General features: G+C 36.6%; 22 protein-coding genes. 8 read left to right on the plus strand and 14 right to left on the minus strand.

The genetic code is table 11. The features are described 5' to 3' along the window. Positions 1 to 23 precede the first annotated feature (23 nt). The 3 genes from ychF to ACIQZG_RS20230 form a co-directional block, all read right to left on the minus strand. Positions 24 to 1124: a redox-regulated ATPase YchF gene (gene ychF / locus ACIQZG_RS20220; RefSeq protein WP_402757272.1), complete on the minus strand. Its 1101-nt coding sequence runs from the start codon at positions 1122 to 1124 to the stop codon at positions 24 to 26. Positions 1125 to 1329: 205 nt separating this feature from the next. Next, entirely contained in the window at positions 1330 to 1527 is a 198-nt protein-coding gene (locus tag ACIQZG_RS20225) for a DUF951 domain-containing protein (protein WP_402757273.1), read from the minus strand. Next, positions 1528 to 2391, minus strand: coding sequence for a mechanosensitive ion channel family protein (locus tag ACIQZG_RS20230; protein ID WP_402757274.1), 864 nt, complete (start codon positions 2389 to 2391; stop codon positions 1528 to 1530). 111 nt (positions 2392 to 2502) lie between these two features. Between ACIQZG_RS20230 and yyaC the strand changes: the two genes are divergently transcribed. Then, positions 2503 to 3135, plus strand: a complete 633-nt coding sequence (gene yyaC, locus ACIQZG_RS20235) for a spore protease YyaC (protein ID WP_402757275.1) — start codon at positions 2503 to 2505, stop codon at positions 3133 to 3135. On the opposite strand, the gene ACIQZG_RS20240 is transcribed toward yyaC, so the two are convergent. From ACIQZG_RS20240 to rpmH, 11 genes are all read right to left on the minus strand, one after another. Beyond that, a complete protein-coding gene (locus tag ACIQZG_RS20240) occupies positions 3052 to 3768 on the minus strand; it encodes a DUF554 domain-containing protein (protein WP_402757276.1) in 717 nt (238 codons plus the stop codon). The two genes, yyaC and ACIQZG_RS20240, sit on opposite strands and share 84 nt — an antisense overlap. 77 nt (positions 3769 to 3845) lie before the next feature. After that, positions 3846 to 4694: a ParB/RepB/Spo0J family partition protein gene (locus tag ACIQZG_RS20245; protein ID WP_402757277.1), complete on the minus strand. Its 849-nt coding sequence runs from the start codon at positions 4692 to 4694 to the stop codon at positions 3846 to 3848. Beyond that, positions 4687 to 5448, minus strand: coding sequence for a ParA family protein (locus ACIQZG_RS20250; protein WP_402757278.1), 762 nt, complete (start codon positions 5446 to 5448; stop codon positions 4687 to 4689). The genes ACIQZG_RS20245 and ACIQZG_RS20250 overlap by 8 nt, the downstream gene beginning before the upstream one ends. Positions 5449 to 5627: 179 nt before the next feature. Further along, positions 5628 to 6533 carry a nucleoid occlusion protein gene (gene noc, locus ACIQZG_RS20255; RefSeq protein ID WP_402757279.1) on the minus strand — a complete coding sequence of 302 codons (906 nt, stop codon included), beginning with the start codon at positions 6531 to 6533 and terminating at the stop codon, positions 5628 to 5630. A gap of 180 nt (positions 6534 to 6713) precedes the next feature. Beyond that, positions 6714 to 7430: a 16S rRNA (guanine(527)-N(7))-methyltransferase RsmG gene (gene rsmG / locus ACIQZG_RS20260; RefSeq protein ID WP_402757280.1), complete on the minus strand. Its 717-nt coding sequence runs from the start codon at positions 7428 to 7430 to the stop codon at positions 6714 to 6716. 153 nt (positions 7431 to 7583) lie between these two features. After that, on the minus strand, positions 7584 to 9476 hold the full coding sequence (gene mnmG, locus ACIQZG_RS20265; protein WP_402757292.1) for a tRNA uridine-5-carboxymethylaminomethyl(34) synthesis enzyme MnmG: 1893 nt from the start codon (positions 9474 to 9476) through the stop codon (positions 7584 to 7586). Between the two features lie 26 nt (positions 9477 to 9502). Continuing rightward, positions 9503 to 10888: a tRNA uridine-5-carboxymethylaminomethyl(34) synthesis GTPase MnmE gene (gene mnmE / locus ACIQZG_RS20270; RefSeq protein WP_402757281.1), complete on the minus strand. Its 1386-nt coding sequence runs from the start codon at positions 10886 to 10888 to the stop codon at positions 9503 to 9505. A gap of 214 nt (positions 10889 to 11102) precedes the next feature. Further along, positions 11103 to 11882: an RNA-binding cell elongation regulator Jag/EloR gene (gene jag / locus ACIQZG_RS20275; protein WP_402757282.1), complete on the minus strand. Its 780-nt coding sequence runs from the start codon at positions 11880 to 11882 to the stop codon at positions 11103 to 11105. After that, entirely contained in the window at positions 11879 to 12649 is a 771-nt protein-coding gene (gene yidC / locus ACIQZG_RS20280) for a membrane protein insertase YidC (protein WP_402757283.1), read from the minus strand. Before yidC ends, jag begins: the two co-directional genes overlap by 4 nt. A 248-nt stretch (positions 12650 to 12897) precedes the next feature. Continuing rightward, positions 12898 to 13242 carry a ribonuclease P protein component gene (gene rnpA, locus ACIQZG_RS20285; protein WP_402757284.1) on the minus strand — a complete coding sequence of 115 codons (345 nt, stop codon included), beginning with the start codon at positions 13240 to 13242 and terminating at the stop codon, positions 12898 to 12900. 100 nt (positions 13243 to 13342) lie between these two features. After that, complete coding sequence (gene rpmH, locus ACIQZG_RS20290; protein ID WP_099425702.1) at positions 13343 to 13477, minus strand: 50S ribosomal protein L34; 135 nt, start codon at positions 13475 to 13477, stop codon at positions 13343 to 13345. Positions 13478 to 13992: 515 nt separating this feature from the next. Between rpmH and dnaA the strand changes: the two genes are divergently transcribed. From dnaA to ACIQZG_RS20325, 7 genes are all read left to right on the plus strand, one after another. Next, positions 13993 to 15366 (plus strand): chromosomal replication initiator protein DnaA, encoded by a 1374-nt coding sequence (gene dnaA / locus ACIQZG_RS20295; protein WP_402757285.1) that lies wholly within the window; start codon positions 13993 to 13995, stop codon positions 15364 to 15366. Between the two features lie 168 nt (positions 15367 to 15534). After that, positions 15535 to 16671: a DNA polymerase III subunit beta gene (gene dnaN, locus ACIQZG_RS20300; protein WP_402757286.1), complete on the plus strand. Its 1137-nt coding sequence runs from the start codon at positions 15535 to 15537 to the stop codon at positions 16669 to 16671. A gap of 118 nt (positions 16672 to 16789) precedes the next feature. Then, on the plus strand, positions 16790 to 17014 hold the full coding sequence (gene yaaA, locus ACIQZG_RS20305; protein ID WP_402757287.1) for a S4 domain-containing protein YaaA: 225 nt from the start codon (positions 16790 to 16792) through the stop codon (positions 17012 to 17014). A gap of 2 nt (positions 17015 to 17016) precedes the next feature. Then, positions 17017 to 18132 (plus strand): DNA replication/repair protein RecF, encoded by a 1116-nt coding sequence (recF, locus tag ACIQZG_RS20310; protein WP_402757288.1) that lies wholly within the window; start codon positions 17017 to 17019, stop codon positions 18130 to 18132. A gap of 294 nt (positions 18133 to 18426) precedes the next feature. After that, complete coding sequence (gene gyrB / locus ACIQZG_RS20315) at positions 18427 to 20361, plus strand: DNA topoisomerase (ATP-hydrolyzing) subunit B (RefSeq protein WP_402757289.1); 1935 nt, start codon at positions 18427 to 18429, stop codon at positions 20359 to 20361. 26 nt (positions 20362 to 20387) lie between these two features. Next, a complete protein-coding gene (gene gyrA / locus ACIQZG_RS20320) occupies positions 20388 to 22874 on the plus strand; it encodes a DNA gyrase subunit A (protein WP_402757290.1) in 2487 nt (828 codons plus the stop codon). A 153-nt stretch (positions 22875 to 23027) separates the two neighbouring features. Further along, positions 23028 to 24107: an HD-GYP domain-containing protein gene (locus tag ACIQZG_RS20325; RefSeq protein WP_402757293.1), complete on the plus strand. Its 1080-nt coding sequence runs from the start codon at positions 23028 to 23030 to the stop codon at positions 24105 to 24107. Positions 24108 to 24975 lie beyond the last annotated feature (868 nt).

Genomic DNA, 24975 nt, shown 5'->3' on the forward strand with positions numbered 1-24975 from the left:
CTACGTCTCTCTGCTTTCATTTTTTATACGTTAAAACGGAATAACATGATATCGCCATCTTGCACGACATATTCTTTACCTTCAAGACGTACTTTACCAGCTTCTTTTGCTGCCGCTTGTGAACCAGCTTCTACTAAATCATCGAAAGCTACAGTTTCCGCACGAATAAAACCGCGCTCAAAGTCAGTGTGAATTACACCTGCACATTGTGGAGCTTTCATGCCTTTACGGAATGTCCAAGCACGAACTTCTTGAACACCTGCAGTGAAGTATGTTGCAAGACCTAGTAAATCATAAGATGTACGGATTAATTGGTCTAAACCTGATTCCTTGATCCCTAATTCTTCTAAGAACATTGCTTTTTCTTCATCTTCTAGCTCTGAAATTTCTTCCTCGATTTTCGCACAGATTGTAATAACTTGAGCACCCTCAGCAGCTGCGTATTCACGCACTTTTTGTACATATTCGTTATTATCTGCATCAGCCACTTCATCTTCTGAAACGTTCGCTACGTATAACATTGGCTTAATTGTTAATAGGTGAAGACCTTTGACAATTTTCAACTCATCTTCTGAAAGCTCAGCAGCACGAGCTGGACGACCTTCTTCTAATTCAGCTTTAATCTTCAGAAGAATTGGCTCTTCCACCATAGCTTCTTTATCTTTTTGCTTCGCCATTTTGCTTACACGTTGAATACGTTTGTCAACAGACTCTAAGTCAGCTAAAGCAAGTTCTAAGTTAATAACTTCAATATCATCAATTGGATCTACTCCACCCGAAACGTGTGTAATGTTTTCATCTACGAAACAACGTACGACTTGGCAAATTGCATCTACTTCACGAATGTGTGCAAGGAATTTGTTCCCTAAACCTTCACCTTTAGAAGCCCCTTTTACAATTCCCGCAATATCTGTAAATTCGAATGCTGTTGGAACAGTTTTCTTTGGTGTAACAAGTTCTGTTAACTTTTCTAAACGAGCATCTGGTACTTCAACAATACCTACGTTTGGATCAATAGTTGCGAATGGATAGTTTGCTGCAAGTGCGCCAGCTTTTGTAATTGCGTTAAATAATGTCGATTTCCCTACGTTCGGGAGACCTACAATTCCTGCTGTTAATGCCATGAATGGACACGACCTTTCTATTTTCAAATACATTGTGTTCGTTTTATAAATTTCGCTTCGGTTCTATAATACCACCTGAAGCCTTATCTTTAGTCAGCAAATATTCGTACCTGCTGTTTCGCTTTCGGTACTCTATAACACGAGCCAACTAAAGTTAAACCAGAGTCTATTATATGGATAAGTGAACGAAAAGTCTAATGGCTATCTATTCTTCAACGCGTTTCAAAACCTTCTTCATTTTCTTTTCAAATTCCCTTCTAGGAATCATAACGCTATGTTGACAACCTTCACATTTAATACGAACATCCGCACCCATACGAATAATCTTCCATTCATTCGTGCCACATGGATGTTGTTTTTTCATTTCAACTACGTCATTCAAGCCAAATTGTTTTGCGTCCATCTATTCGATGCCTCCTTCATTTTTACCTAATCCACCGTATAACATCATTTTCGGATACGCCATCGGAATGTCATTTTCTTCAAATAATTTCGTTACATCTCTACGGATCGTACGCGCAACTCCATATTGCTGCTGAGGTAAAGTTTCTGCTACGATACGGATTGTCACTTCTGTTCCTTTAACACTTTGTACACCTAAAAAAGTAGGTACATCAACTAGTTCTTGATGTACATCTGGTAACTTACTTAAATATTTATTAATAATCTGCTCAGCCTTTTCAAAATTAGCATCTGTTGTCATTTGTAAATCGATAAATATTTTTGAGTTATTTATAGAATAGTTCACAACATCACCAATTGCCCCATTTGGAATAATATATTGCTCTCCTGTTGCCCCATTAATTTTTGTTGTACGTAGGCCAATTTCTACAACTGTACCTTCAGCCAAATTAATTTTAATATGATCACCAACGCCGAACTGATCCTCAAAAATAATAAAGAACCCTGTGATGACATCTTTCACCAAGCTTTGTGCGCCAAAACCAACGGCTAAACCGACAATTCCAGCTCCAGCAAGAAGTCCAGCTACTTGAATGCCAAGTAAAGAGAGAATGGCAATGATTGCCGAGAAATATACTCCATAAGAAAGAACACTTTGTAGTAATTTTGTAATCGTCTTTTGGCGACGTTCTGAGGTATTTAAAGGTGTACGCATACGTATTTTAAATATCTTATTAATAATTTTTTTCCCTATACGTACGACAAGCCATGACACAATTATAATTAGAATAATTTTAATAGATATATCGATTATATTTTCCCAAAAACTCTCAGATGTTAATTTATCTAAATATCTTTGTATCATCTTTGTGTTAAATTCCACTTTTTCCACCTCTTGAATAACTTTCTACAAATTGACGTATACTGCATAAAACTTGAATACTTCCCTAAAAATAAATAAGAAAGTGAGTTATTTATGGATACTATACCAAATTTAATACTGCCCTATTCCATTCATCACGAGAGTAAAAATGCAATATGGCATTTAAGTACATTGTTTTTAGAGCATATTCCCTTTCATCACGAACGCCTTATTTTTTGTTGCATAGGTAGCGACCGATGTACGGGAGATACGCTAGGTCCATTAACTGGTAGCTTTCTGAGTAAATCAATTAGCTTTCCCTATAAGATTGTCGGAACACTTGAAAGTCCGCTACATGCTCTTAATTTAGACTCAACACTACAAGAACTAAATCATCATACTACGAAGCCTTATATTATTGCGATCGATGCATGCTTAGGAAATGAAGATGCAGTTGGTCATATTGCCGTGCAAGAAGGTCCTATTTTGCCCGGAAAAGCTGTGAAAAAGCAATTACCCCCAATCGGTGACGTATCCGTAAAAGGTATTGTCAATGTTGGAGGGTTTATGGAGATGCTTGTTCTACAAAATACGAGACTGCACATTTCATACGCAATGGCTGAAAAATTAGCTAGAGCATTTATACTTGCTGCGCATCGTTATTCATTGAAACGGGTAGATGAGAGCAACCAAAATGCCGACAACGAATATACCTGGCAACAAGTTAGCAGCCTTGATCTTCGTTAAACCCGCAATATTTAAACCGATGGCCATAATCATAACACCACCTGTAGCTGTCATTTCAGTAATGAACATTTCTAATGCAGCATCTGGAATATAAGTACTAATAACCCCAGCAAAGATCGCAATTATTGCCTGGTAAATAAAAACCGGAACGGCTGACACTAATACGCCAATCCCTAACGTAGATGCTAAAATAATAGACGTAAAACCATCGATAATCCCTTTTGTAATAAGTACATTGTGATCGTTACGCAACCCACTGTCTAATGCACCGATGACCGCCATAGAACCAATGACAAAAATGAGTGAAGCCGTTACAAAGCCTTCAGCAATACTAATTTGATGATCTTCACTCCTGCCTTTTCTAAATAATGATTCCACCCACTGCCCCAGTTTATTCATCTGTTTATCTAAATCTAACCATTCACCTATTACTGTACCTACAACTAAACTAACGATTAAAACAATAAAATTATCACTTTCGAATCCCATCTTAATCCCTAATAACGTCACTGTTAGGCCAATAATCGATAATACAGTGGACTTCATGGATTCAGGAATATTTTTAAAAATGCGTCCTATTAATGCACCCACTATGATTAAAGCTGCATTAATAAATGTCCCTAATAATACCACAGCCTATCCTTCCTTCTCCCCATATAGAAAAATAGAGAGCGCCACTATTTTGGCGCTCTACTTTTCGAAAATCAAATTCACTCTTCTTGCAAATTTAATATTTCTAAAATTCGTTCCAAATCATCTTCGGAATAAAATTCAATCTCTATTTTCCCTTTATTATTTGCCTTTTTTATTTGAACATTTGTCCCAAAGTAATCACGTAACTGCGATTCCTTTGCTGTAACAAAAATATCTTTTTTCTTTGGTGGCACTGTTTCACGTGAAACTTCCTCATTCAATGTTTGCACAAGCATTTCGACTTGGCGTACATTTAACCCCTGTTTAATTACTTTTTCAGCAATCTCTACAATTCGCTTTTTGTTTTTTAAGCCAAGTAAAGCACGACCTTGTCCCATAGATAATGTCCCATCGTTCATCAACTTACGAACGGGCTCTGGCAACATTAATAGACGAACATGATTAGCAATATGCGGTCTACTCTTCCCTAAACGCTTTGATAATTCTTCTTGTGTGAGATGTAAGTTCTCCATTAGATTTTGGTAAGCTTCTGCTTCTTCAATTACTGTTAAATCTTCTCGTTGAAGATTTTCTAATATGGCAAGTTCCATCATTTGTGCGTCTGTCAGGTCTTTAATAATCGCCGGAATCACTTGTAAGCCCGCTAACTGTGCGGCTCTAAAACGTCTTTCACCTGCCACGATTTCATATTTCCTGATTTTTTTTCGTACAGCAATTGGTTGTAAAATGCCGTGTTCTTTTATTGAATCTGCTAATTCTTGTAATGCCTCTTCGTCAAAAATTTTACGAGGCTGAAAAGGATTTGCGACAATTTGCTCTAATTGTACTTCTTCTACTTGCCCTGAATGTTCAAGAGATTCTCCCGGAAATAAGGCTCCAATCCCTTTACCTAATCCTTTAGCCATTTTTTATCACTTCCCTTGCCAACTCTAAATAAACTTCAGCACCTCTAGATCTAGAATCGTACGTAATAATTGGTTCCCCATGACTCGGTGCCTCACTCAAACGTACATTACGTGGAATAATTGTTTTATACACTTTATCTTGGAAATACTTCTTTACCTCATCAATAACTTGTAACCCTAAATTCGTTCGAGCATCCAGCATCGTTAATAGCACACCATCAATAAATAATTGCTGATTTAAATGCTTTTGTACGAGGCGAACTGTAGATAATAATTGACTTAGCCCTTCCAGTGCGTAATATTCGCACTGCACAGGAATAATTAGGGCATCCGAAGCTGTTAAAGCGTTGATCGTTAATAGTCCTAAAGACGGCGGACAATCAATAATTATGTAATCATAGTCGTCTTTAACATCTTGTAAGGCATGCTTTAAACGTACTTCCCTAGAAATTGTCGATACTAGTTCAATCTCTGCACCCGCAAGTGAAATTGTTGCAGGTACAATTGATAAATTTTCAATTTTAGTAGCTTGAATAACACTTTCAACACTTTCATCATCAATTAAAACATCATAAATACAACTTTGCACTTCACCTTTATCAATACCAACACCGCTTGTTGTATTACCTTGTGGATCGGTATCGATTAACAGTACTTTCTTTCCTAAGTATGCTAGACAAGCGCTCAAATTGACCGATGTCGTTGTTTTACCTACGCCACCTTTTTGATTGGCGATCGCTATAATTCTACCCATTTAAAAGCACCTGCTTTCATCCATCAAAGTTTCCTATGACGAGCCCATTTGTAAAATCTTTTTATTTCATTTTATTATCTCTTTCCCATTCTATCAAAAAATATGAATAGAGTTGTATAAAATATTAAGAATATATACAAAATTCCCCTTGTGCAGACACTTTGCACAAGGGGAATCCGTTAAGCTTTTTTCTTTTTTGGAATTTTCACTGTGATTTGATAGTATTCTTCTGTATCTTCTTCTTCTGTTTTTACAGTAATACCACTTTTGGTTACCATCGATAGCGATTGTTTGATTGTATTCAAGGCAATACGTAAATCTTTGCTAATCGCTTTACGCTTTGGTTTTACTTTTTTCACTGCTACTTCCTCTTGCTCTGCCTCATCTGGATGTAATAGCATATGAATATGTTCTTCTAGATTACGTACATTCCAATCATTTTCAAGCGTTTGTTGTAATACTTGCAATTGCAACGGACGATCTTTAATAGCAATTAAAGCACGTGCATGTCTTTCGGAAATTTCCCGTTTTAAAATAGCTTGTTGTACTTCCTCAGGAAGTTTTAATAAACGTAATTTATTTGCAACCGTGGATTGTCCTTTTCCGAGTCGTTGGGCAAGCGCTTCTTGTGTTAGCTCATGTAGCTCTAATAATTTTTGATAGGCTACTGCTTCTTCGATTGCTGTTAATTCTTCACGCTGAAGATTTTCAATTAACGCAATTGAAGCTGTTTCTTTATCACTTAAATCACGTACAATGGCAGGGACTTCTGTCCATTGTAATTTTTTCATCGCGCGGTAACGTCGCTCACCGGCAATGATCTCATATTGGTTGTCTGCTGTGCTACGTACAACAATTGGTTGAATTACACCATGTGTATGAATGGTTCTTGATAATTCTTCAATTTTGTCATCATCAAAAATAGTACGCGGCTGAAAACGGTTCGGCACAATTTTATCGATTGGGAGTTTAATTACTTCTTCTGCTGCATGTACCGCTTCTACTGCTGCTTCTTCTACTTCATTTTTCACACTAGGCTCAGCTTTATTTCCGCCTCCAAAAAAACGTGAAAAAGGACTTTTCATCCAAGTGGCACCACCTTTAGGAAACTATCTTGCTCCGTGTCATTCTATTATTATTTATTATATTTCGTAAAATGTATATAGTTCATAGATGTCATTTGCGTGAACCATGCCTAACTAGTATGTATGCTCAAAACAGCAAAATTATTTTCCTGAATTGAGAAGTTTCACATGAAACACTAATTATTGAATTGGCATTTTGTTAGGTACACCAGGCTTTCGAGGATATTTTTTTGGTGTTCCTTTTATTTTATCAAATACATATAATGTTCGCTCACTATCTTCTACTGGTAAATGGAACGCGAACTCTTCTTTTAGTGCAACACCTAAAGTTGTTAATGCCTTTTTTGCATCTTTTAATTCTTCTGCACCAGCTGCTGCTTTTAGTGCCACAAAGTATCCATTTTCTTTTGCTAATGGGACACATAACTCCGATAAAACAGATAGGCGCGCAACTGCACGAGCTGTTACGACATCAAATTTTTCACGATACTTAACATTTTGACCAAATTCCTCTGCACGTGCATGCACAAAATTCATATTGTCTAAATGTAATTCTTCACTTAAATGATTTAAAAATGTAATACGTTTATTTAAAGAATCTACAATCGTTACTTGTAAGTGTGGGAAACAAATCTTAATTGGAATGCTTGGGAAACCTGCACCTGCTCCAACATCACATACAGTCGTAACTTTTGTGAAGTCAAAGTAAAAAGACGGACTAATTGAATCATAGAAATGCTTTAAATATACACCCTCTAAATCTGTGATAGCAGTTAAGTTCATTTTTTCATTCCACTCAACAAGCAGTTCGAAGTATTTTTTAAATTGTGCAATTTGCATTTCAGAAAGAATAATACCTTTTTCCTTCAACGCTTCGATAAATTGTTGTTCGTTCATGTAAAGTCTCCTTTTTTAAGAAAAGCGTCTTCACTCAAGATTTCAAAAGTGTGTTCGCTTCTTCGTAGACATGTATATTGAAATTTTTATTGTAAAAATAGGAAGCGGGCACAAAAGTATGCCCGCCCCTTATTCACTTGACTGAAACTAGTATTACCTACTCACACGCGCAATTTTCCCTTGTTCAATGTAAACAAGTAAAATTGAAATATCTGCTGGGTTAACCCCTGAAATACGTGAAGCTTGTGCAATAGAAAGCGGTAATACTTGTTTTAACTTTTGTCGAGCTTCTGTTGCTAAACTTGAAATAGCATCATAATCGATGTTTTCAGGGATTTTTTTATTTTCCATTTTATGAAGCTTTTCAACTTGTTGCAATGCTTTTTCAATATAACCTTCATATTTCAGTTGAATTTCAATTTGTTCTTGCGCTTCTTCTGTTAATTCAATTTCCGGTGGAATTAATGTCGATACTAGGTCATAGTGTACTTCTGTACGTTTTAGTAAATCAGCACCTCGAATACCATCTTTTAATTCACTACCACCAACAGAACGAATCGCTGATTGAGTAGCCTCATTTGGTTTAATAATTACTTCACGTAAACGTGCAATCTCGCCTTCAATGGATGATTTTTTCTCGATAAATTGCGCATAGCGCTCCTCTGAAATCATACCCACTGCGTTAGCGCGCTCAACTAAACGCAAATCCGCATTATCATGACGTAGTAATAGTCGATACTCAGCACGAGATGTTAATAAGCGATACGGCTCATTTGTTCCTTTTGTGACAAGATCATCGATTAAGACTCCAATATAAGCTTCTGAACGACTTAAAATCAACTCTTCTTTACCAAGTGCGTTAGCTGCCGCATTTATGCCGGCCATTAAACCTTGTCCCGCTGCTTCTTCATAACCCGAAGTACCGTTAATTTGACCTGCAGTATATAAACCTTGAATACGTTTAGTTTCTAATGTCGGCCATAATTGCGTTGGTACGATCGCATCGTACTCAATTGCATAACCTGCTCGCATCATTTCTGCATTTTCTAGGCCTGGAATTGAAGTCACTAAACGCTTTTGTACATGCTCAGGTAAGCTTGTTGATAAACCTTGTACATATACTTCGCGTGTATTACGACCCTCAGGCTCTAAGAAGATTTGGTGGCGTGGTTTATCGTTAAAACGTACAACCTTATCCTCAATAGATGGGCAATAACGTGGACCAGTCCCTTTAATCATGCCTGAATACATCGGTGAAAGATGTAAGTTTGCTTCAATAATTTCATGTGTTTGTAGACTTGTATATGTTAACCAGCAAGGTAATTGATCCATAATGAATTCAGTCGTTTCAAAACTAAATGCACGTGGCACATCATCTCCTGGTTGAATTTCGGTTTTTGAATAATCAATTGTTCGGCTATTTACACGAGGAGGTGTACCTGTTTTAAAGCGTACAAGGTCAAAGCCTAAATCTTTTAGATTATTCGCTAGGCCAATTGACGGTTGCTGGTTGTTTGGACCACTTGAATATTTCACATCACCAATAATAATTTCACCGCGCAGGAATGTACCTGTTGTTACGATTACTGTTTTTGCACGGTAAATCGCGCCAACTTGTGTAAGTACACCTTTTACTTCCCCATCTTCGACGATTAATTCTTCAACCATCGCTTGGTGGATCGTTAGGTTTTCATTTTCCTCTAATAAGCGTTTCATTTCTTGTTGGTAAAGAACCTTATCGGCTTGCGCACGAAGTGCACGTACAGCAGGACCTTTCCCTGTGTTTAACATACGCATTTGAATATGCGTTTTGTCAATTACCTTCCCCATTAAACCGCCAAGTGCATCAATTTCACGCACGACAATCCCTTTTGCAGGACCACCAATTGATGGATTACATGGCATAAAGGCAATCATATCTAAGTTAATTGTTAACATGAGTGTGTTGGCACCCATTTTGGCGGCAGCATGTGCAGCTTCAGAACCTGCATGACCTGCACCAATGACAATAACATCATACGTACCTGCCTCATATTGTGTTGGCATGCTCATTTCTTCCCTTCTTTTGTTGATTATTTCCCTAAACAGAACTGTGAAAATAGTTGGTTTATCAAGCTCTCTTGTACTGTATCGCCGATAATCTCACCAAGAATTTCCCAAGTCCTCGTAACATCTATTTGTACCATATCTACTGGCACTCCCATTCTAGCAGCATCAAGTGCATCCTCTACCGTTGCTTGCGCTTGATGCAATAATGCAATGTGGCGCGCGTTCGATACATATGTTAAATCACCAGATTCGATTTGCCCTTCAAAGAATAGCGCAGCAATCGCTTCCTCTAACTCCATCGCACCTTCTTCTTGTAACAGAGAAGTCGTGACAATGCGATGGTTGCCTGCTAGCTCTTCCACTCTAGCTAAATCAATTTTTTGAGGTAAATCTGTCTTGTTAACCACAACGATGTAGTCCATCGCTTCAATTGTTTCAAATAGGCGTTCGTCCTCTGCTGTTAACGCTTCACCATAATTTAAAACAAATAAAATTAAATCTGCTTCACGTAATACTTGGCGTGAACGTTCAACACCGATGCGCTCTACTATATCTTCTGTTTCACGAATACCCGCAGTATCCACTAAACGCAGCGGAACACCCCGCACATTGACATACTCTTCTATAATATCACGAGTTGTCCCGGCAATATCCGTCACAATTGCTTTATTTTCTTGCACTAAACTATTTAAAAGTGAAGATTTCCCAACGTTTGGACGACCTAAAATAACTGTCGACAAGCCTTCACGTAAAATTTTCCCTTGCGAAGATGTTTGTAAAAGTTTAATGATTTCATCACGTACCCACGCACATTTCTCAAGTAACACTGGCACAGTCATTTCTTCTACATCATCATACTCTGGGTAATCAATATTAACCTCTACTTGCGCTAATGTCTCTAGTAAAGCTTGGCGTAAATCACCGATTAATCGCGACAATTTCCCATCCATTTGACCTAATGCCACATTCATCGCACGATCTGTCTTGGCACGTATTAAATCCATAACCGCTTCTGCTTGAGATAAATCGATACGCCCATTTAAAAACGCACGCTTTGTAAACTCACCCGGCTCAGCTAGCCGAGCACCATTCGTTAAAGCTAATTTCAATACACGATTCACCGATACTAAACCACCATGGCAGTTTATCTCTATTACGTCCTCACGAGTAAATGTTTTTGGAGCACGCATTAAAGAAAGCATTACTTCCTCTACGATTTCATCCGTTTTCGGATCAACTAAATGGCCGTAATGAATTGTATGTGAAGCCTTTTCAAGCAAACTCTTGCCACCAGGCGATTTGAATATTTTATCAGCAATTGCTACTGCATCATCCCCACTTAAGCGAACAATCGCAATAGCCCCTTCACCCATGGGTGTGGATATCGCAGCAATTGTATCAAATTCCATATAATAACCTCCTAAATACATCATTATCCACATGTGGATAACTTAAACCGTTCAACACGTTCTAACAACTTAGACTAACATATTTTCACTAAAATCTAAAGTAAGTGTAATTTCCCTACTGCAAACGAAAAAAACGGCCGCTTTCACAACTAAAGTGAAATGACCGCTTTAAAAGCATATGTCTGTATGTTTTTATGTGAAGGAACATCATTTGTTACCTTACTGGTTCAATGACTAAATATCGATTTGGCTCTGTTCCTTCTGAATATGTTTCAATATCAAGCCGATTTGCCAATTGATTGTGAATTATTTTCCGCTCATACGACTGCATTGGTTCGAACTCCATACGCTGATTTAAACGTATTGCCTTATCAGCCATGCGATCCGCCAGTTGTTCTAATGCAACTTGGCGACGCTCACGGTAATTTTCTACATCTATTTTCACAAGTAAAAACTGTTTTGCACTTTTATTTAACACTAGCTGAGTTAATTGCTGCAAGGAATTAAGCGTTTGACCGCGTTTGCCAATTAAAAGTGCTGCTTTTTCACTTTCTAATTGAAACAAAACGTATTTACCTTCACGTTTTGTCTCAATTTTAAGATCCTGAATATCCATATTCATGGCTATGCTTGTTAAATAAGATTTTGCTTTTTCAATTGGATCATCTGTAGAATCTTCTACCTTTTCTTGTACAGCTTCGATGTCAATTGTTTGTTCAGAAACTTGTGAACGTTCGTCATCAATATCTTCTACAGCCGTTGCTTCAACAATATCCGCAACTTTTTCTTGTTGCCTATTATTCTCCACTTGAATCACTTGCACTTCTTTAACTGTCACACGTACTTCAGCAGCACGTGATCCAAAACCTAAAAATCCTTTTTTGCCTTCTTGTAAAACTTCAACATCTACTTGTTCACGGGTCTTGCCAAGTTTCTGTAACGCCAATGAGATCGCTTCATGTGTTGTTGCGCCTATTTGCGTAAGTTGTTTCACTTTTTAGCCCCTCCATTTTGAGCAGGTTCTGTTTCATTTTTTTTCCAAGGTTTATAAATAAAAAGGTTTTGAAGTACCGAGATAATATTCCCGATTACCCAGTAAAGAGATAATGCAGCAGGTAATGCCATACCAAAACCAATAATCATAAATGGCATAATGTACATCATCATTTTCATTTGAGGGTTATCCATTGCTGGGCCCGTACGTAAAACGATAAATTGCATTAAACCGGCAAGAATCGCTAATACCGGCGCTGGGTCTGCTAATGGGAAGATGAAAAAGTTTCCTAAATCAAAAGCAGCTGTCGCATTCATACGACTAATTGCATGATAGAAACCAATTAAGATTGGCATTTGAATGAATATCGGTAAACATCCCGCAAGCGGATTTGCACCAGATTCTTTCATTAGTTTCATCATTTCTTGTTGGTACTGTTGTTGCGTTTGTGCATCTTTAGAAGCATACTTTGCTTGCAATTCCTTCATCTTTGGCTGCATTTCTTGCATTTTTTTAGCATTCTTCGTTTGCTTAATCATTAACGGGAGAATTGCTAAACGGATAATAATTGTTACTACAATAATCCCCCATGCATACGTGCCCAAAAGATCAGCAAAATATTTAATAGCTGATACTAATGGCCAAACGATGAATTCATTCCAGAAGCCTTCGCTTTCTTTGGAGATTGGTTCATTGAATTCTGTACAACCGGAAAGTAGTAAAACTACAGATACTAGTGTCAAAATTACCCAAAGTCGTTTTTTCAACTTTCTTCCCCCTACAAAAAACTATTCGATTTTCTTAAATCTATTACGCCTAGGCGTTTTTTACTCAGTTAGTGCTTGAACACTACTAAATAAAGTTATCAATCATTTTAGCATGCAAATAAGCTTCCGCTCTACAAAATATTCTGACTAAATATACATACCTTATAATGAGCGTCACTCGATTAGCAACGTCTGCTGAAGAACTTTACGCCAAAGTGTGCTCTATAGCCACTTTTCCGCCGCATATATTACGATTTCCTTAAAGCTTTAGCAATGCGCAATACATGTTGCAAACTTTGTTTCACCTCATGATAATCCATTGTGGCCGCCGGATGTCTGGCGATAATAACATAGTCCATATTCTGCTTGAGTTCATCTTTTAATTCATGAACACTTTGGCGAATATAGCGTTTAATTTGATTGCGTTTTACCGCATTTCCAAGTTTTTTACTCACTGATATACCTATACGTAACTCAGTTTGTCCCTCTTTCGGTAAAAAATAAACTACAAACTGGCGATTTGCAAAGGATTTCCCCTTTTTAAACACCTTTTGAAAATCTTCATTCTTTTTCACTCGTTGGCGTTTTTTCATTTCTTTCACCTGCTAGCAATAATATCATTGATCTTTATTTTTAACTTTCACCCTAAAATAAAGAAAAAAAAGACCACTGATGTGGCTCAGTGGACTTATTTTATGCTGATAAAACTTTTCTGCCTTTACGACGGCGAGCAGCAAGAACGTTACGACCGTTTTTCGTGCTCATGCGTGCGCGGAAACCGTGTACTTTACTGTGCTTACGTTTCTTAGGTTGGTAAGTACGTTTCATGTATATAGACACCTCCTGAATGAAAGTTGAATTTTTCAACATACAGACCTGCATATTATATAAAGTAAATGGCCATTTTGTCAATGAATTTCATAAATTTCTTTCAACTAACAAATTACACAGCCCAACCTCTACATAAAACTTATCCACAAAATAAATATCTTTTCTGCACACTCCTGTGTATAATAATTTTTGCGTGTTTTTTTATCCACAGACGTTATCTACAGGTTTTTCACATAATCAGCACTTGTGGACAACTTTGAAGTGCATAAATAAATATCATGTGGATAAGTTTCTTAAGCTATTGAAAAACCTCGATTTTTTTGTTACGCTATCTGTGCTTCACTTTGTTGAAAACTAAAAACGACTTTTCTTTTATCCACAACTGTTAATATGCTGTGGATAATTTTTATCACAGCCCTTGGGTAACACTTATCCCCAGTTTGTGATTTTGTGGATTAGTAACGAATTACTCGTAATTTAATAAATAAAAAAATACATTCTAATTATTAAACATGGACTTAATTGTAAAGGAGAATAGAAGCTTGGAACATTTAGAAGAACTATGGAATAATGTCCTGGCTCAAGTTGAACAAAAGATTTCTAAACCTAGCTTTGAAACGTGGCTAAAGTCGACAAAGTTACTTTCATGTAGTGCTACGACGGTAACAATTGCTGCGCCTAATTCATTTGCTCGTGACTGGCTTGAAAATCATTATATTCATTTGATTACAGGTATATTAACGGAGCTTACTGGAGAAGACTTGCTTATTAAATTTGTTGTTCAAAAAAATCAGGATTCGGACGATTTTGACTTACCAGCGCCGATTATCCAAGCTAAAAATAACGATCAACACGATATTTCACCTGGTATGTTAAATCCGAAATATACATTTGATACGTTTGTCATTGGCTCTGGAAACCGCTTTGCACATGCGGCATCTCTAGCTGTTGCAGAAGCTCCAGCAAAAGCTTATAACCCTTTCTTTATATACGGGGGAGTTGGACTTGGCAAAACCCATTTAATGCATGCGATTGGGCATTATGTACTTGAACATAACCCAAATGCTAAAGTTGTATACTTATCGTCAGAGAAATTTACGAATGAATTCATAAATTCAATTCGTGATAACAAAGCTCTAGATTTCCGCAATAAGTATCGTAATGTTGATGTGCTGCTAATTGATGATATTCAATTTTTAGCAGGAAAAGAATCAACTCAAGAAGAATTTTTCCATACATTTAACACTTTACATGAAGAATCTAAACAGATTGTCATTTCAAGTGACCGCCCGCCAAAGGAAATTCCGACACTTGAGGATCGCCTTCGCTCTCGATTTGAGTGGGGCTTAATTACAGATATTGCACCGCCAGACTTAGAAACACGTATTGCAATTTTACGTAAAAAAGCAAAAGCAGATGGTCTTGATGTGCCTAATGAAGTGATGCTGTATATTGCGAACCAAATTGACTCTAACATAAGAGAGCTCGAGGGTGCGCTTATTCGTGTCGTGGCTTACTCATCACTCGTCAATAAAGATATTTCAGCTACTTTAGCAGCTGAGGCGCTTAAAGATATTATTCCAAATGCAAAACCACGAACAGTATCAATCTTAGATATTCAAAATGCCGTTGGAGAACATTTTAATATTCGATTAGAAGACTTTTCAGCAAAAAAACGCACGAAATTAATTGCTTTTCCTCGTCAAGTTGCCATGTTTTTATCACGCGAACTAACTGACTTTTCTTTACCCAAAATCGGTGAAGAATTCGGTGGACGAGATCATACAACTGTTATTCACGCACATGAGAAAATCTCTTCTATGTTGAAAGAAGACGCTCAATTACAACAAGATATTAAGCAAATTCGGAGCATGCTTGGAAAATAATCTTGTGGATAATCTAGTATTTTAAACACAAACTTATACACAGTCTATCTACATGTGGATAGACTGATTTTGTTGACTTAAAGGGACTTATCCACAAATCCACAGGCCCTATTACTATATCTTTTAGTTTTTAATAAATAAATAATATAAATATGTGAGGTTAAACTTATGAAATTTAATATTTTACGTGACCGATTATTAGATGGGTTAAATGATGTTATGAAAGCTGTAAGTTCAAAAACAACAATTCCAATATTGACAGGGATTAAAATTGATGTAACGAACGAAGGTATGCGTTTAACTGGTAGTGATGCAGATATTACAATTCAAACATTTATCCCAGTAGAAGAAGATGGACAAGAAATTATTCAAGTGACTGAAACAGGGTCAATTGTTGTACAAGCTCGTATGTTTAATGAAATTGTTCGTAAGTTACCAACAAATGAGGTTGAAATTCAGGTAACAGCTGGTTTACAAACTCATATACGTTCAGGAAAATCAGTATTCCATTTAATTGGCTCAGATGCTGTAGAATATCCACAATTACCGGAACTAACTGAAGATCAACAATTTACAATACCAGCTGATTTATTAAAAACTATTATTCGTGAAACAGTTTTTGCTGTAGCTACGTCAGAAAGTCGACCTGTGTTGACAGGTGTAAACTGGAAGATTCAAAACGATGTATTAATCTGTGTTGCAACAGATAGCCATCGTTTAGCTAGAAGGAAAGTAAACTTAGAGGATTTACCAGAAGTTGAACATAGTGTTGTAATACCAGGTAAAAGTTTAAATGAATTAAATAAAATCTTAGAAGATTCTACAAACCTTGTACAAATCGTAATTACAAGTCAGCAAGTATTATTCAAAACAGGAGATGTACTATTCTTCTCTCGTTTACTTGAAGGAAATTACCCAGATACATCACGTCTAATTCCAGAAGAATATCAAACAAATATAACAATTAACGGTAAAGCGCTGTTACAAGCTATCGACCGTGCTTCATTAGTGGCACGTGGCGATCGTAATAATGTTGTTCGTTTTGAAATTTTAGATAGCCAAGCGGTTGAAGTTTCGTCGAATTCACCGGAAATTGGTAAGGTACAAGAGGAGATTCCAGTAGAGGCATTAGAAGGCGAAAACTTAAAAATTTCTTTCAGTGCGAAGTATATGATGGAAGCATTAAAAGCTATTGATGGTCAAGATGTTGTTCTTCAATTTACAGGCGCAATGAGACCATTTATTTTACGTTCAGTTCATGATGATGCTATCCTACAATTGATCTTACCTGTACGTACTTATTAATTTTTTATTTGAGAGTTTTTGGAGATAGTCGCTCGTTGCGGCTATCTTTTTTTACTTATGGACATTTATTAGGTATGATAGAGAGATAGAGATTCAGTATTTGGAGGGTGACTAAGTCGTGAAAGACATTGAAATTGACGTAGAATTCGTCACGTTAGGACAACTATTAAAAATAACAGATGCTATTAGCTCGGGTGGAATGGCAAAATGGTTTTTACAAGAACATGATGTATATGTAAATGGCGAAGTAGACGATCGTCGTGGCCGTAAACTGCGTGACGGAGATGTCATAAATATTCCTGGATGCGGGAGATTTCGCATTGTAGGACCAGCTGGACAATAAATATGCACATTGAGCAGTTAAAACTTATAAATTACCGTAACTATGATGCTTTAACATTAGACTTTTCACCAAAAATTAATGTTTTTATTGGCGAAAATGCTCAAGGGAAAACAAATGTTATGGAGTCCATTTACGTATTGGCTATGGCGAAATCTCATCGCACAACGAACGATAAAGAATTAATACGTTGGGAATCAGACTATGGTAAAATAGAAGGGGCCGTTCAAAAAAAATATGGTACTCTCCCGATTGAATTAACGATTTCAAAAAAAGGTAAAAAGGGTAAGATAAATCATATAGAGCAAAGTCGACTTAGTCATTATATTGGTCAAATGAATGTGGTTATGTTTGCGCCTGAAGATTTAAATCTTGTAAAAGGGAGTCCGCAAATTCGGCGACGTTTTATTGATATGGAAATTGGACAAATTTCGCCTGTCTATTTACATGATTTATTAACCTTCCAAAAAGTATTAAAGCAGCGTAATCATTATTTGAAGATGCATCAAGGAAAAAAAATAATGAATGATGTTATGTATGAGGTCTATAACGAGCAGTATATTCATGCAGCTATTCAAATAATACAAAAAAGATTTCAATTTATGGATTTATTGCAAGAATGGGCAGAGCCAATTCACGCTGGTATATCTCAAGGAAAAGAAACTTTACTAATCAAATACCGAACAGTTGGCGGTATAGAGAAAAATTTCACACCGAGTGAAATGGAGCATCTTTTGCAAAAGAAATTACTTGAAGTGAAAGATCGTGAATTTGATCGTGGTGTTACGTTAGTTGGTCCACATCGCGATGATTTGCAGTTTTTAGTAAATGGCTATGATGTCCAAACTTATGGATCACAAGGGCAGCAACGTACAACAGCATTATCGTTAAAGTTAGCTGAAATTGAATTGATAAAACAAGAAACGAATGAAACACCTATTTTACTTTTAGATGATGTATTGTCGGAGCTCGATGATTATCGTCAATCGCATTTATTAAACACAATTCAAGGTGAAGTTCAAACGTTCGTAACAACTACAAGTGTCGACGGAATTCACCACGAAACAATGGAACATGCGCAACTGTTCCACGTGAAACAAGGTGTGATAGATAAAAGTTAACAGTGTTTTTTATAAAGAATAGAAAATTAGCTTTTTATCTAAGCAAAGCATAATAACCTTTAACTTACTTTTGAATTACATGTGAAGATTAAAATAACGCATCTTTATTTCTATATTCTTTGATATTTTAAGGATATGTTAGTACAACACGAAATATAAGTTGTTTAGATAATATGCCTGTAATAAGAATGAGGACGGGTATTTACATGCTTTTTTTAGATTATGAACGAATGGTAATAGTCAGCTCGGTTGACTGTTCATTCATTTACACACAATGATGTTATGAAGGGGTAGATGAGCACCGTGGCTATAGAAAACGAAGGATTACAAGATCAAGCATATGAGGCAGATCAGATACAGGTACTTGAAGGATTAGAAGCGGTTCGTAAAAGACCAGGGATGTATATAGGTTCTACAAGTTCTAAAGGGCTTCACCATTTAGTTTGGGAAATTGTTGATAATAGTATCGATGAAGCATTAGCAGGTTTCTGTACAGACATCAAAGTAACAATTGAGAAAGAAAACTGGATTCGCGTAGAAGATAATGGACGTGGTATTCCAGTAAGTATTCAAGAAAAAATGGGGAAACCGGCCGTTGAAGTTATTATGACAGTTTTACATGCTGGTGGTAAATTTGGTGGCGGCGGATATAAAGTATCTGGCGGTCTCCATGGAGTAGGTGCCTCTGTTGTAAATGCATTATCACTAGAAACAATTGTTCAAGTACATCGTGAAGGACATATCCATGAAATCAAGTTTGAGCGTGGAAAAACAATTCAAGAATTAAAAGTAATTGGTGATACGGACCATAATGGTACAACAACTCGCTTTAAAGCAGACCCTGAAATTTTTAAAGAAACTACGGTCTATGAATTTGATATTTTAGCTCATCGTATTCGTGAGTTGGCTTATTTAAATCGCGGTATTCGTATTACTATTGCGGATGAGCGTGAAGGAGAGGAACGTTCTACTACATATCACTATGAGGGTGGTATCCGTTCTTATGTAGAACATTTAAACCAAACAAAAGAACCAATTCATGAACCAATCGATGTTTTTGGTGAAAAAGATGGTATTACAATTGAAATTGCTATGCAATATAATGCAGGCTTCTCTTCAAATATCTTTTCATTTGCAAACAACATTAATACGTATGAGGGCGGTACCCATGAGTCTGGATTTAAGACAGCTCTTACACGTGTTATTAATGATTATGCACGTAAAAACGGTTTGTTAAAAGAAGCGGATGCAAATCTAACAGGTGAAGATGTGCGTGAGGGATTAGTAGCTATTGTTTCTATTAAGCACCCTGATCCACAGTTTGAAGGACAAACAAAAACAAAGCTTGGAAACTCAGAAGTGAGTCAAATTACAAACTCTTTATTCTCTGAAGGTTTTGAGCGGTTTATGTTAGAAAATCCTACAGTAGCTCGCAAGGTAATTGAGAAAGGGTTGATGGCTGCGCGCGCACGTGTTGCAGCGAAAAAGGCGCGTGAATTCACACGTCGTAAATCAGCGCTTGAAGTATCAAGCTTACCAGGTAAACTCGCAGACTGTTCTTCGACAAATCCAGCTGAATGTGAAATTTACATTGTAGAGGGTGACTCTGCCGGAGGTTCGGCAAAATCAGGTCGTGATCGTCACTTCCAAGCAATTTTGCCGTTACGTGGGAAAATTTTAAACGTCGAAAAAGCACGTTTAGATAAGATTTTATCGAATGCAGAAATTCGAGCAATGATTACAGCCTTCGGTACAGGTATTGGTGAAGAGTTTAATTTAGAAAAAACACGTTATCATAAAATTATTATTATGACGGATGCCGATGTCGACGGCGCACATATTCGCACATTATTATTAACATTCTTCTTCCGTTTCCTTCGTCCATTGATAGAGGCAGGCTATATTTATATTGCACAGCCACCACTTTATCAGGTGAAGCAAGGTAAACATATTGAATATTGTTATGATGATATTGTATTACAACAAATTTTAGAACGTTTACCTAAAATGCCAAAACCAAATGTACAGCGTTACAAAGGACTTGGTGAAATGAATGCAGAACAGCTTTGGGATACTACAATGGATCCGGAGTATCGCACTTTGTTACAAGTGGAAATGGATGATGCAATTCAGGCAAACCAAGCATTTGAGCGTTTAATGGGTGATGAGGTTGAACCGCGTCGTCAATTTATTGAAGAAAATGCGGTATACGCAAACTTAGATATTTAATTTTCTCTCGAGAGGAGATAAACACTGTGTCAGAACAAGAACGCTCCGGTATTAAAGGAATTAATATAACAAAAGAGATTGAAACATCTTTTCTTGATTACGCAATGAGTGTAATCGTTTCACGTGCATTACCAGATGTACGTGACGGTTTAAAACCTGTACATCGTCGTATTTTATATGGCATGCAGGAACTAGGAAACACAGCTGATAAAGCATATAAAAAGTCAGCACGTATTGTCGGGGACGTAATGGGTAAGTATCACCCACATGGTGACTCTTCTATTTACGATGCAATGGTACGTATGGCGCAAGATTTTAGTTATCGTTACATGCTAGTTGATGGTCACGGTAACTTTGGTTCTGTCGATGGTGACGGTGCCGCTGCGATGCGTTATACAGAATCTCGTATGTCACGAATCGCAATGGAAATGTTACGTGATATTAATAAAAATACAATTGACTATACAGATAACTACGATGGCTCAGAAAGAGAACCTATTGTATTACCAAGTCGTTATCCAAACTTACTTGTTAACGGCGCTGCCGGGATTGCGGTTGGTATGGCTACTAATATTCCACCGCATCAGTTGGGGGAAACAATTGACGGTGTCTTAGCACTGTCTGAAAATCCTGCAATTACGACGGAAGAATTGATGGAAATCATCCCAGGTCCTGATTTTCCGACTGGTGGTTTAATTCTAGGGCGTAGCGGTATCCGTCGTGCATACGAAACAGGCCGTGGTTCTATCGTTATTCGAGCTAAGGTAGAGATTGAACAAAAGGCAAACGGTAAAGAGACAATTCTTATTCATGAACTCCCTTACCAAGTGAATAAGGCGAAGTTAATTGAGAAGATTGCTGAACTAGTGCGCGATAAAAAAATAGATGGCATTACTCATTTACGTGATGAGTCTGACCGCCGCGGTATGCGCGTAGTCATCGAAGTTCGTAAAGATGCTAATGCCAATGTTGTATTAAATAATCTATATAAACAAACTGCCATGCAATCGAGTTTTGGTATTAATATGTTGTCACTTGTGAATGGACAACCAAAAGTAATGGGCTTAAAGGAAATGTTGTATCATTACTTAGAACATCAAAAAGTCATTATTCGTCGTCGTACGGAATTTGAGTTAAAGAAAGCTGAAGACCGTGCTCATATTTTAGAAGGTTTACGTATTGCACTTGATCATATTGATGAAATTATTGCGATTATTCGTGGTTCTCGTAGTGGTGATGAAGCGAAGCCGTTGTTAATGGAGCGTTTCAATTTATCAGAACGTCAATCACAAGCTATTTTAGATATGCGTTTAGTTCGTTTAAGCGGTTTAGAACGTGAAAAAATCGAATCGGAATATCAAGAGCTACAAGTACTTATTGCTGAATTGAAAGAGATCTTAGCAGATGAAGCAAAAATCGTTAATATCATTCGTACTGAAATTTTAGAGATTAAAGAGCGTTTCAATGATAAACGCCGAACTGAAATTACATCAGGCGGTATGGAAATGATTGAAGATGAGGATTTAATCCCGATAGAAAATTCAGTCGTGACTCTAACACATAATGGCTATATTAAACGTTTAGCTGCGAATACATATCGTAGTCAAAAGCGTGGGGGTCGTGGTGTACAAGGTATGGGTACGAACGAAGATGATTTTGTAGAGCATCTCATGAACACATCAACGCATGATACAATTTTATTCTTTACATCAAAAGGTAAAGTATTCCGTGCTAAAGGCTATGAGATTCCTGAGTATGGTCGAACAGCGAAGGGCTTACCGATTGTTAATTTATTGAATATCGAAAAAGGCGAAAAAGTAACAGCAATGATTCGAGTAGACTCATTTGATGCAGATGCTTACTTTATCTTTACTACAAAAACGGGTATTACAAAACGAACACCAGTATCAAACTTTGCAAATATACGTACAAACGGCTTAATTGCCATCAGTTTACGTGAAGAGGATGATTTAATTGCTGTTCGTTTAACAGATGGCTCTAAGCAAGTTATTATCGGTACACGAGATGGTATGCTTGTACGTTTCCAAGAAGACGATATTCGTTCAATGGGTCGTACAGCAGGTGGTGTACGTGGTATTAAATTGCGTGAAGGCGATGAAGTAGTTGGTATGGAAATCGTAGAGCCAGGGCAAGAAATTTTAGTTGTGACTGAAAAGGGCTATGGTAAACGTACTTCTGAAGAAGAATATCGTTTACAAAGTCGTGGCGGTGTAGGATTGAAAACAATCCAAATCACAGATAAGAATGGTCCAATGGTAGCTGTAAAAACGGTTGATAATACTGAAGATTTAATGTTAATTACGATTAATGGTATGTTAATTCGTATGGATGTTAATGATATTTCATTAATTGGCCGTAGCACACAAGGGGTTCGCTTAATTCGTTTGGGGGACGATGAACTTGTTGCAACAGTTGCGAAAGTGGAGAAAGAAGAAGATGCACCTGAAGATGATACTGATGAGTCTTCTGGAGCTGAACAGATAGAAGAATAAACCATAAAACCGATGATATACAAATATCATCGGTTTTATTTATTTCAGATTTTATGAAAAATAAATTATTTGTCCCAAGTTCATGATAAAATATAGAAAAGCCTTAATTTTATGTAAATAAGATCATGTAGAGGTGGTAATTTCGTGGAGACAATGCAAGTTCCAATATCAGAATTGCGCTTAGGAAGGGTTATTTCAGAAGACATATTTTCAAATACTCAGTATCCTATATTTTTTAAAGGTACAGTAATCTCTTATGAGCATTTACATGTGTTTAATGCATTTAATATTTCCAAAGTTCCAGTATATAAAGAAGCATCCAATGGGGATCTAACAGAAGTAACAGACGATTCACTTACGGATGTTCAACCAGAAGCTATATTAACTTTTAAGACAATCTACTTTAATGCTGTTGAGCAATTTAAAAGGGAATTTAAAAATTGGGAAGCTGGCGCAAAGGTAGATATAACGAAGGCTCGAGCAATTATTTTGCCGTTAATCGATATAGTATTAGAAGATCGTACAATTATTTTTGATTTAAATGAATACTCTAACCCTAAAGATTACTTATATCATCACTGTGTAGCTACAGGGCTCATATCAGCGGTGCTTGCTCAAAAATTAAATTATGATAGAGGTCTGACATTACAAATCGCCATAGGAGGATTATTAGCTGATTGTGGTATGGCTAAAATACATCCACGTATTCGTGATAAGAAGACAACTCTAACAGAACAAGAATTTGATGAGGTCCAGAAGCATCCGATCTATAGTTTCAATATGATTAAAGATTTAACAATTTTAAAAGAGACGATGAAAGAGGCAATATTCCAACATCATGAAAGATTAAACGGTAGCGGCTACCCTAATGGGGAAAAAATAGCGAATATATCAATATTTGCTCAAATCATTGCTGTAGCTGATGTTTTCCATGCAATGACATGTGAACGGTTATATCGCTCAAAACAGTCGTCTTTTAAAGTAATTGAAATGATTAATGAATCTGAATTCGGCAAGTTTGATATTAAAGTAGTGCGTGCTTTAATTGACGTTGTTGCAGATTTGCCTATTGGTACAATTGTAGAATTATCCAATTTAGAACGTGGCGAAGTGATGTTTGTCAATAAGTTCGCGCCAACACGTCCACTTATTAAATTAAACAGTACAGGTGAAATTTTTGATTTAGGGAAAAATCGCACATTTTATATTTCTCGTATAATTACAAATGAATAGTATTAATGAAAACGACAACTGTAGAATTATCTGCTTGTCGTTTTTTCTTTATAAAAAATAATAAACGCTATATTTGTATAGGAATTGAGGAGTATAAAAAACCATTTATCTCTTTTTGTATGAAGCTTTTAGAAATATTACATTTATAAAGATAGTATTTTCGCTGTTGTGATGATTAAGGCAATAGAGGGTTATCACGTGCTAAGAAACTGTTTGTTCTCATATTCGAATTAGAATATGTATCTCCACTTTTAGTAATTGTGGCAAAGGGGGATCCAATTTTACCGGAATGTTAACGAAATTGTGTTTTGCAACAAAAGAGAAGCAGTAAGATGCTCAATCGTGGAAATCAACTTTCTACAGTAGTGGTGAAAGCTAGTTTATCAACACACTCAATATATATTTTTAACTACGACTAAGTAGTGTTGAGTATCTGCTTTAGGTATAGGTAAAGTATTTATGGTTTTATGTAGTGATATTAAAGCATGTCTTCATTTTTAATAATTTACTATAGTAAATGACTCCATATCTATGTACTTGGATGGTGTTTAATGTCTTATGGGCTTTTAAAAAGGTCAGTAAGTTAGGTGTGTTTTAGAGATTTATAAAATGATTTATATTTTTTGTTAGAAAGTGTTGACATAGCTTTTATATATTGATATTATAAATGAGTCGCCAAGAGGTGATGCACTAAACGAAAAAAAATGAACCTTGAAAACTGAACAAGCAAAACGTAATCAATAACGTTTTAAGTAACTAACAACTAAGTTAGCGAACAAAACATAAGTAATAAATAGATATCAACTTTTAGTTGATACGCTAGCAAAGCTAATGAGCTTTCAAACTACTTTTATGGAGAGTTTGATCC

Source organism: Lysinibacillus sp. NPDC096418 (assembly GCF_044762775.1).
In the GTDB taxonomy this organism is placed as follows: Bacteria; Bacillota; Bacilli; order Bacillales_A; family Planococcaceae; genus Lysinibacillus.

Coding starts and splice junctions, on each gene's coding strand:
- dnaA (WP_402757285.1), top strand. CDS start 13,993: ATGGACTTAATTGTAAAGGAGAATAGAAGCTTGGAACATTTAGAAGAA.
- ACIQZG_RS20250 (WP_402757278.1), bottom strand. CDS start 5,448: ATGGGTAGAATTATAGCGATCGCCAATCAAAAAGGTGGCGTAGGTAAA.
- yyaC (WP_402757275.1), top strand. CDS start 2,503: ATGGATACTATACCAAATTTAATACTGCCCTATTCCATTCATCACGAG.
- ychF (WP_402757272.1), bottom strand. CDS start 1,124: ATGGCATTAACAGCAGGAATTGTAGGTCTCCCGAACGTAGGGAAATCG.
- ACIQZG_RS20245 (WP_402757277.1), bottom strand. CDS start 4,694: ATGGCTAAAGGATTAGGTAAAGGGATTGGAGCCTTATTTCCGGGAGAA.
- gyrB (WP_402757289.1), top strand. CDS start 18,427: ATGAGCACCGTGGCTATAGAAAACGAAGGATTACAAGATCAAGCATAT.
- ACIQZG_RS20225 (WP_402757273.1), bottom strand. CDS start 1,527: ATGGACGCAAAACAATTTGGCTTGAATGACGTAGTTGAAATGAAAAAA.
- rpmH (WP_099425702.1), bottom strand. CDS start 13,477: ATGAAACGTACTTACCAACCTAAGAAACGTAAGCACAGTAAAGTACAC.
- rnpA (WP_402757284.1), bottom strand. CDS start 13,242: ATGAAAAAACGCCAACGAGTGAAAAAGAATGAAGATTTTCAAAAGGTG.
- ACIQZG_RS20230 (WP_402757274.1), bottom strand. CDS start 2,391: ATGATACAAAGATATTTAGATAAATTAACATCTGAGAGTTTTTGGGAA.
- dnaN (WP_402757286.1), top strand. CDS start 15,535: ATGAAATTTAATATTTTACGTGACCGATTATTAGATGGGTTAAATGAT.
- recF (WP_402757288.1), top strand. CDS start 17,017: ATGCACATTGAGCAGTTAAAACTTATAAATTACCGTAACTATGATGCT.
- rsmG (WP_402757280.1), bottom strand. CDS start 7,430: ATGAACGAACAACAATTTATCGAAGCGTTGAAGGAAAAAGGTATTATT.
- ACIQZG_RS20325 (WP_402757293.1), top strand. CDS start 23,028: ATGCAAGTTCCAATATCAGAATTGCGCTTAGGAAGGGTTATTTCAGAA.
- noc (WP_402757279.1), bottom strand. CDS start 6,533: ATGAAAAGTCCTTTTTCACGTTTTTTTGGAGGCGGAAATAAAGCTGAG.
- mnmE (WP_402757281.1), bottom strand. CDS start 10,888: ATGGAATTTGATACAATTGCTGCGATATCCACACCCATGGGTGAAGGG.
- mnmG (WP_402757292.1), bottom strand. CDS start 9,476: ATGCCAACACAATATGAGGCAGGTACGTATGATGTTATTGTCATTGGT.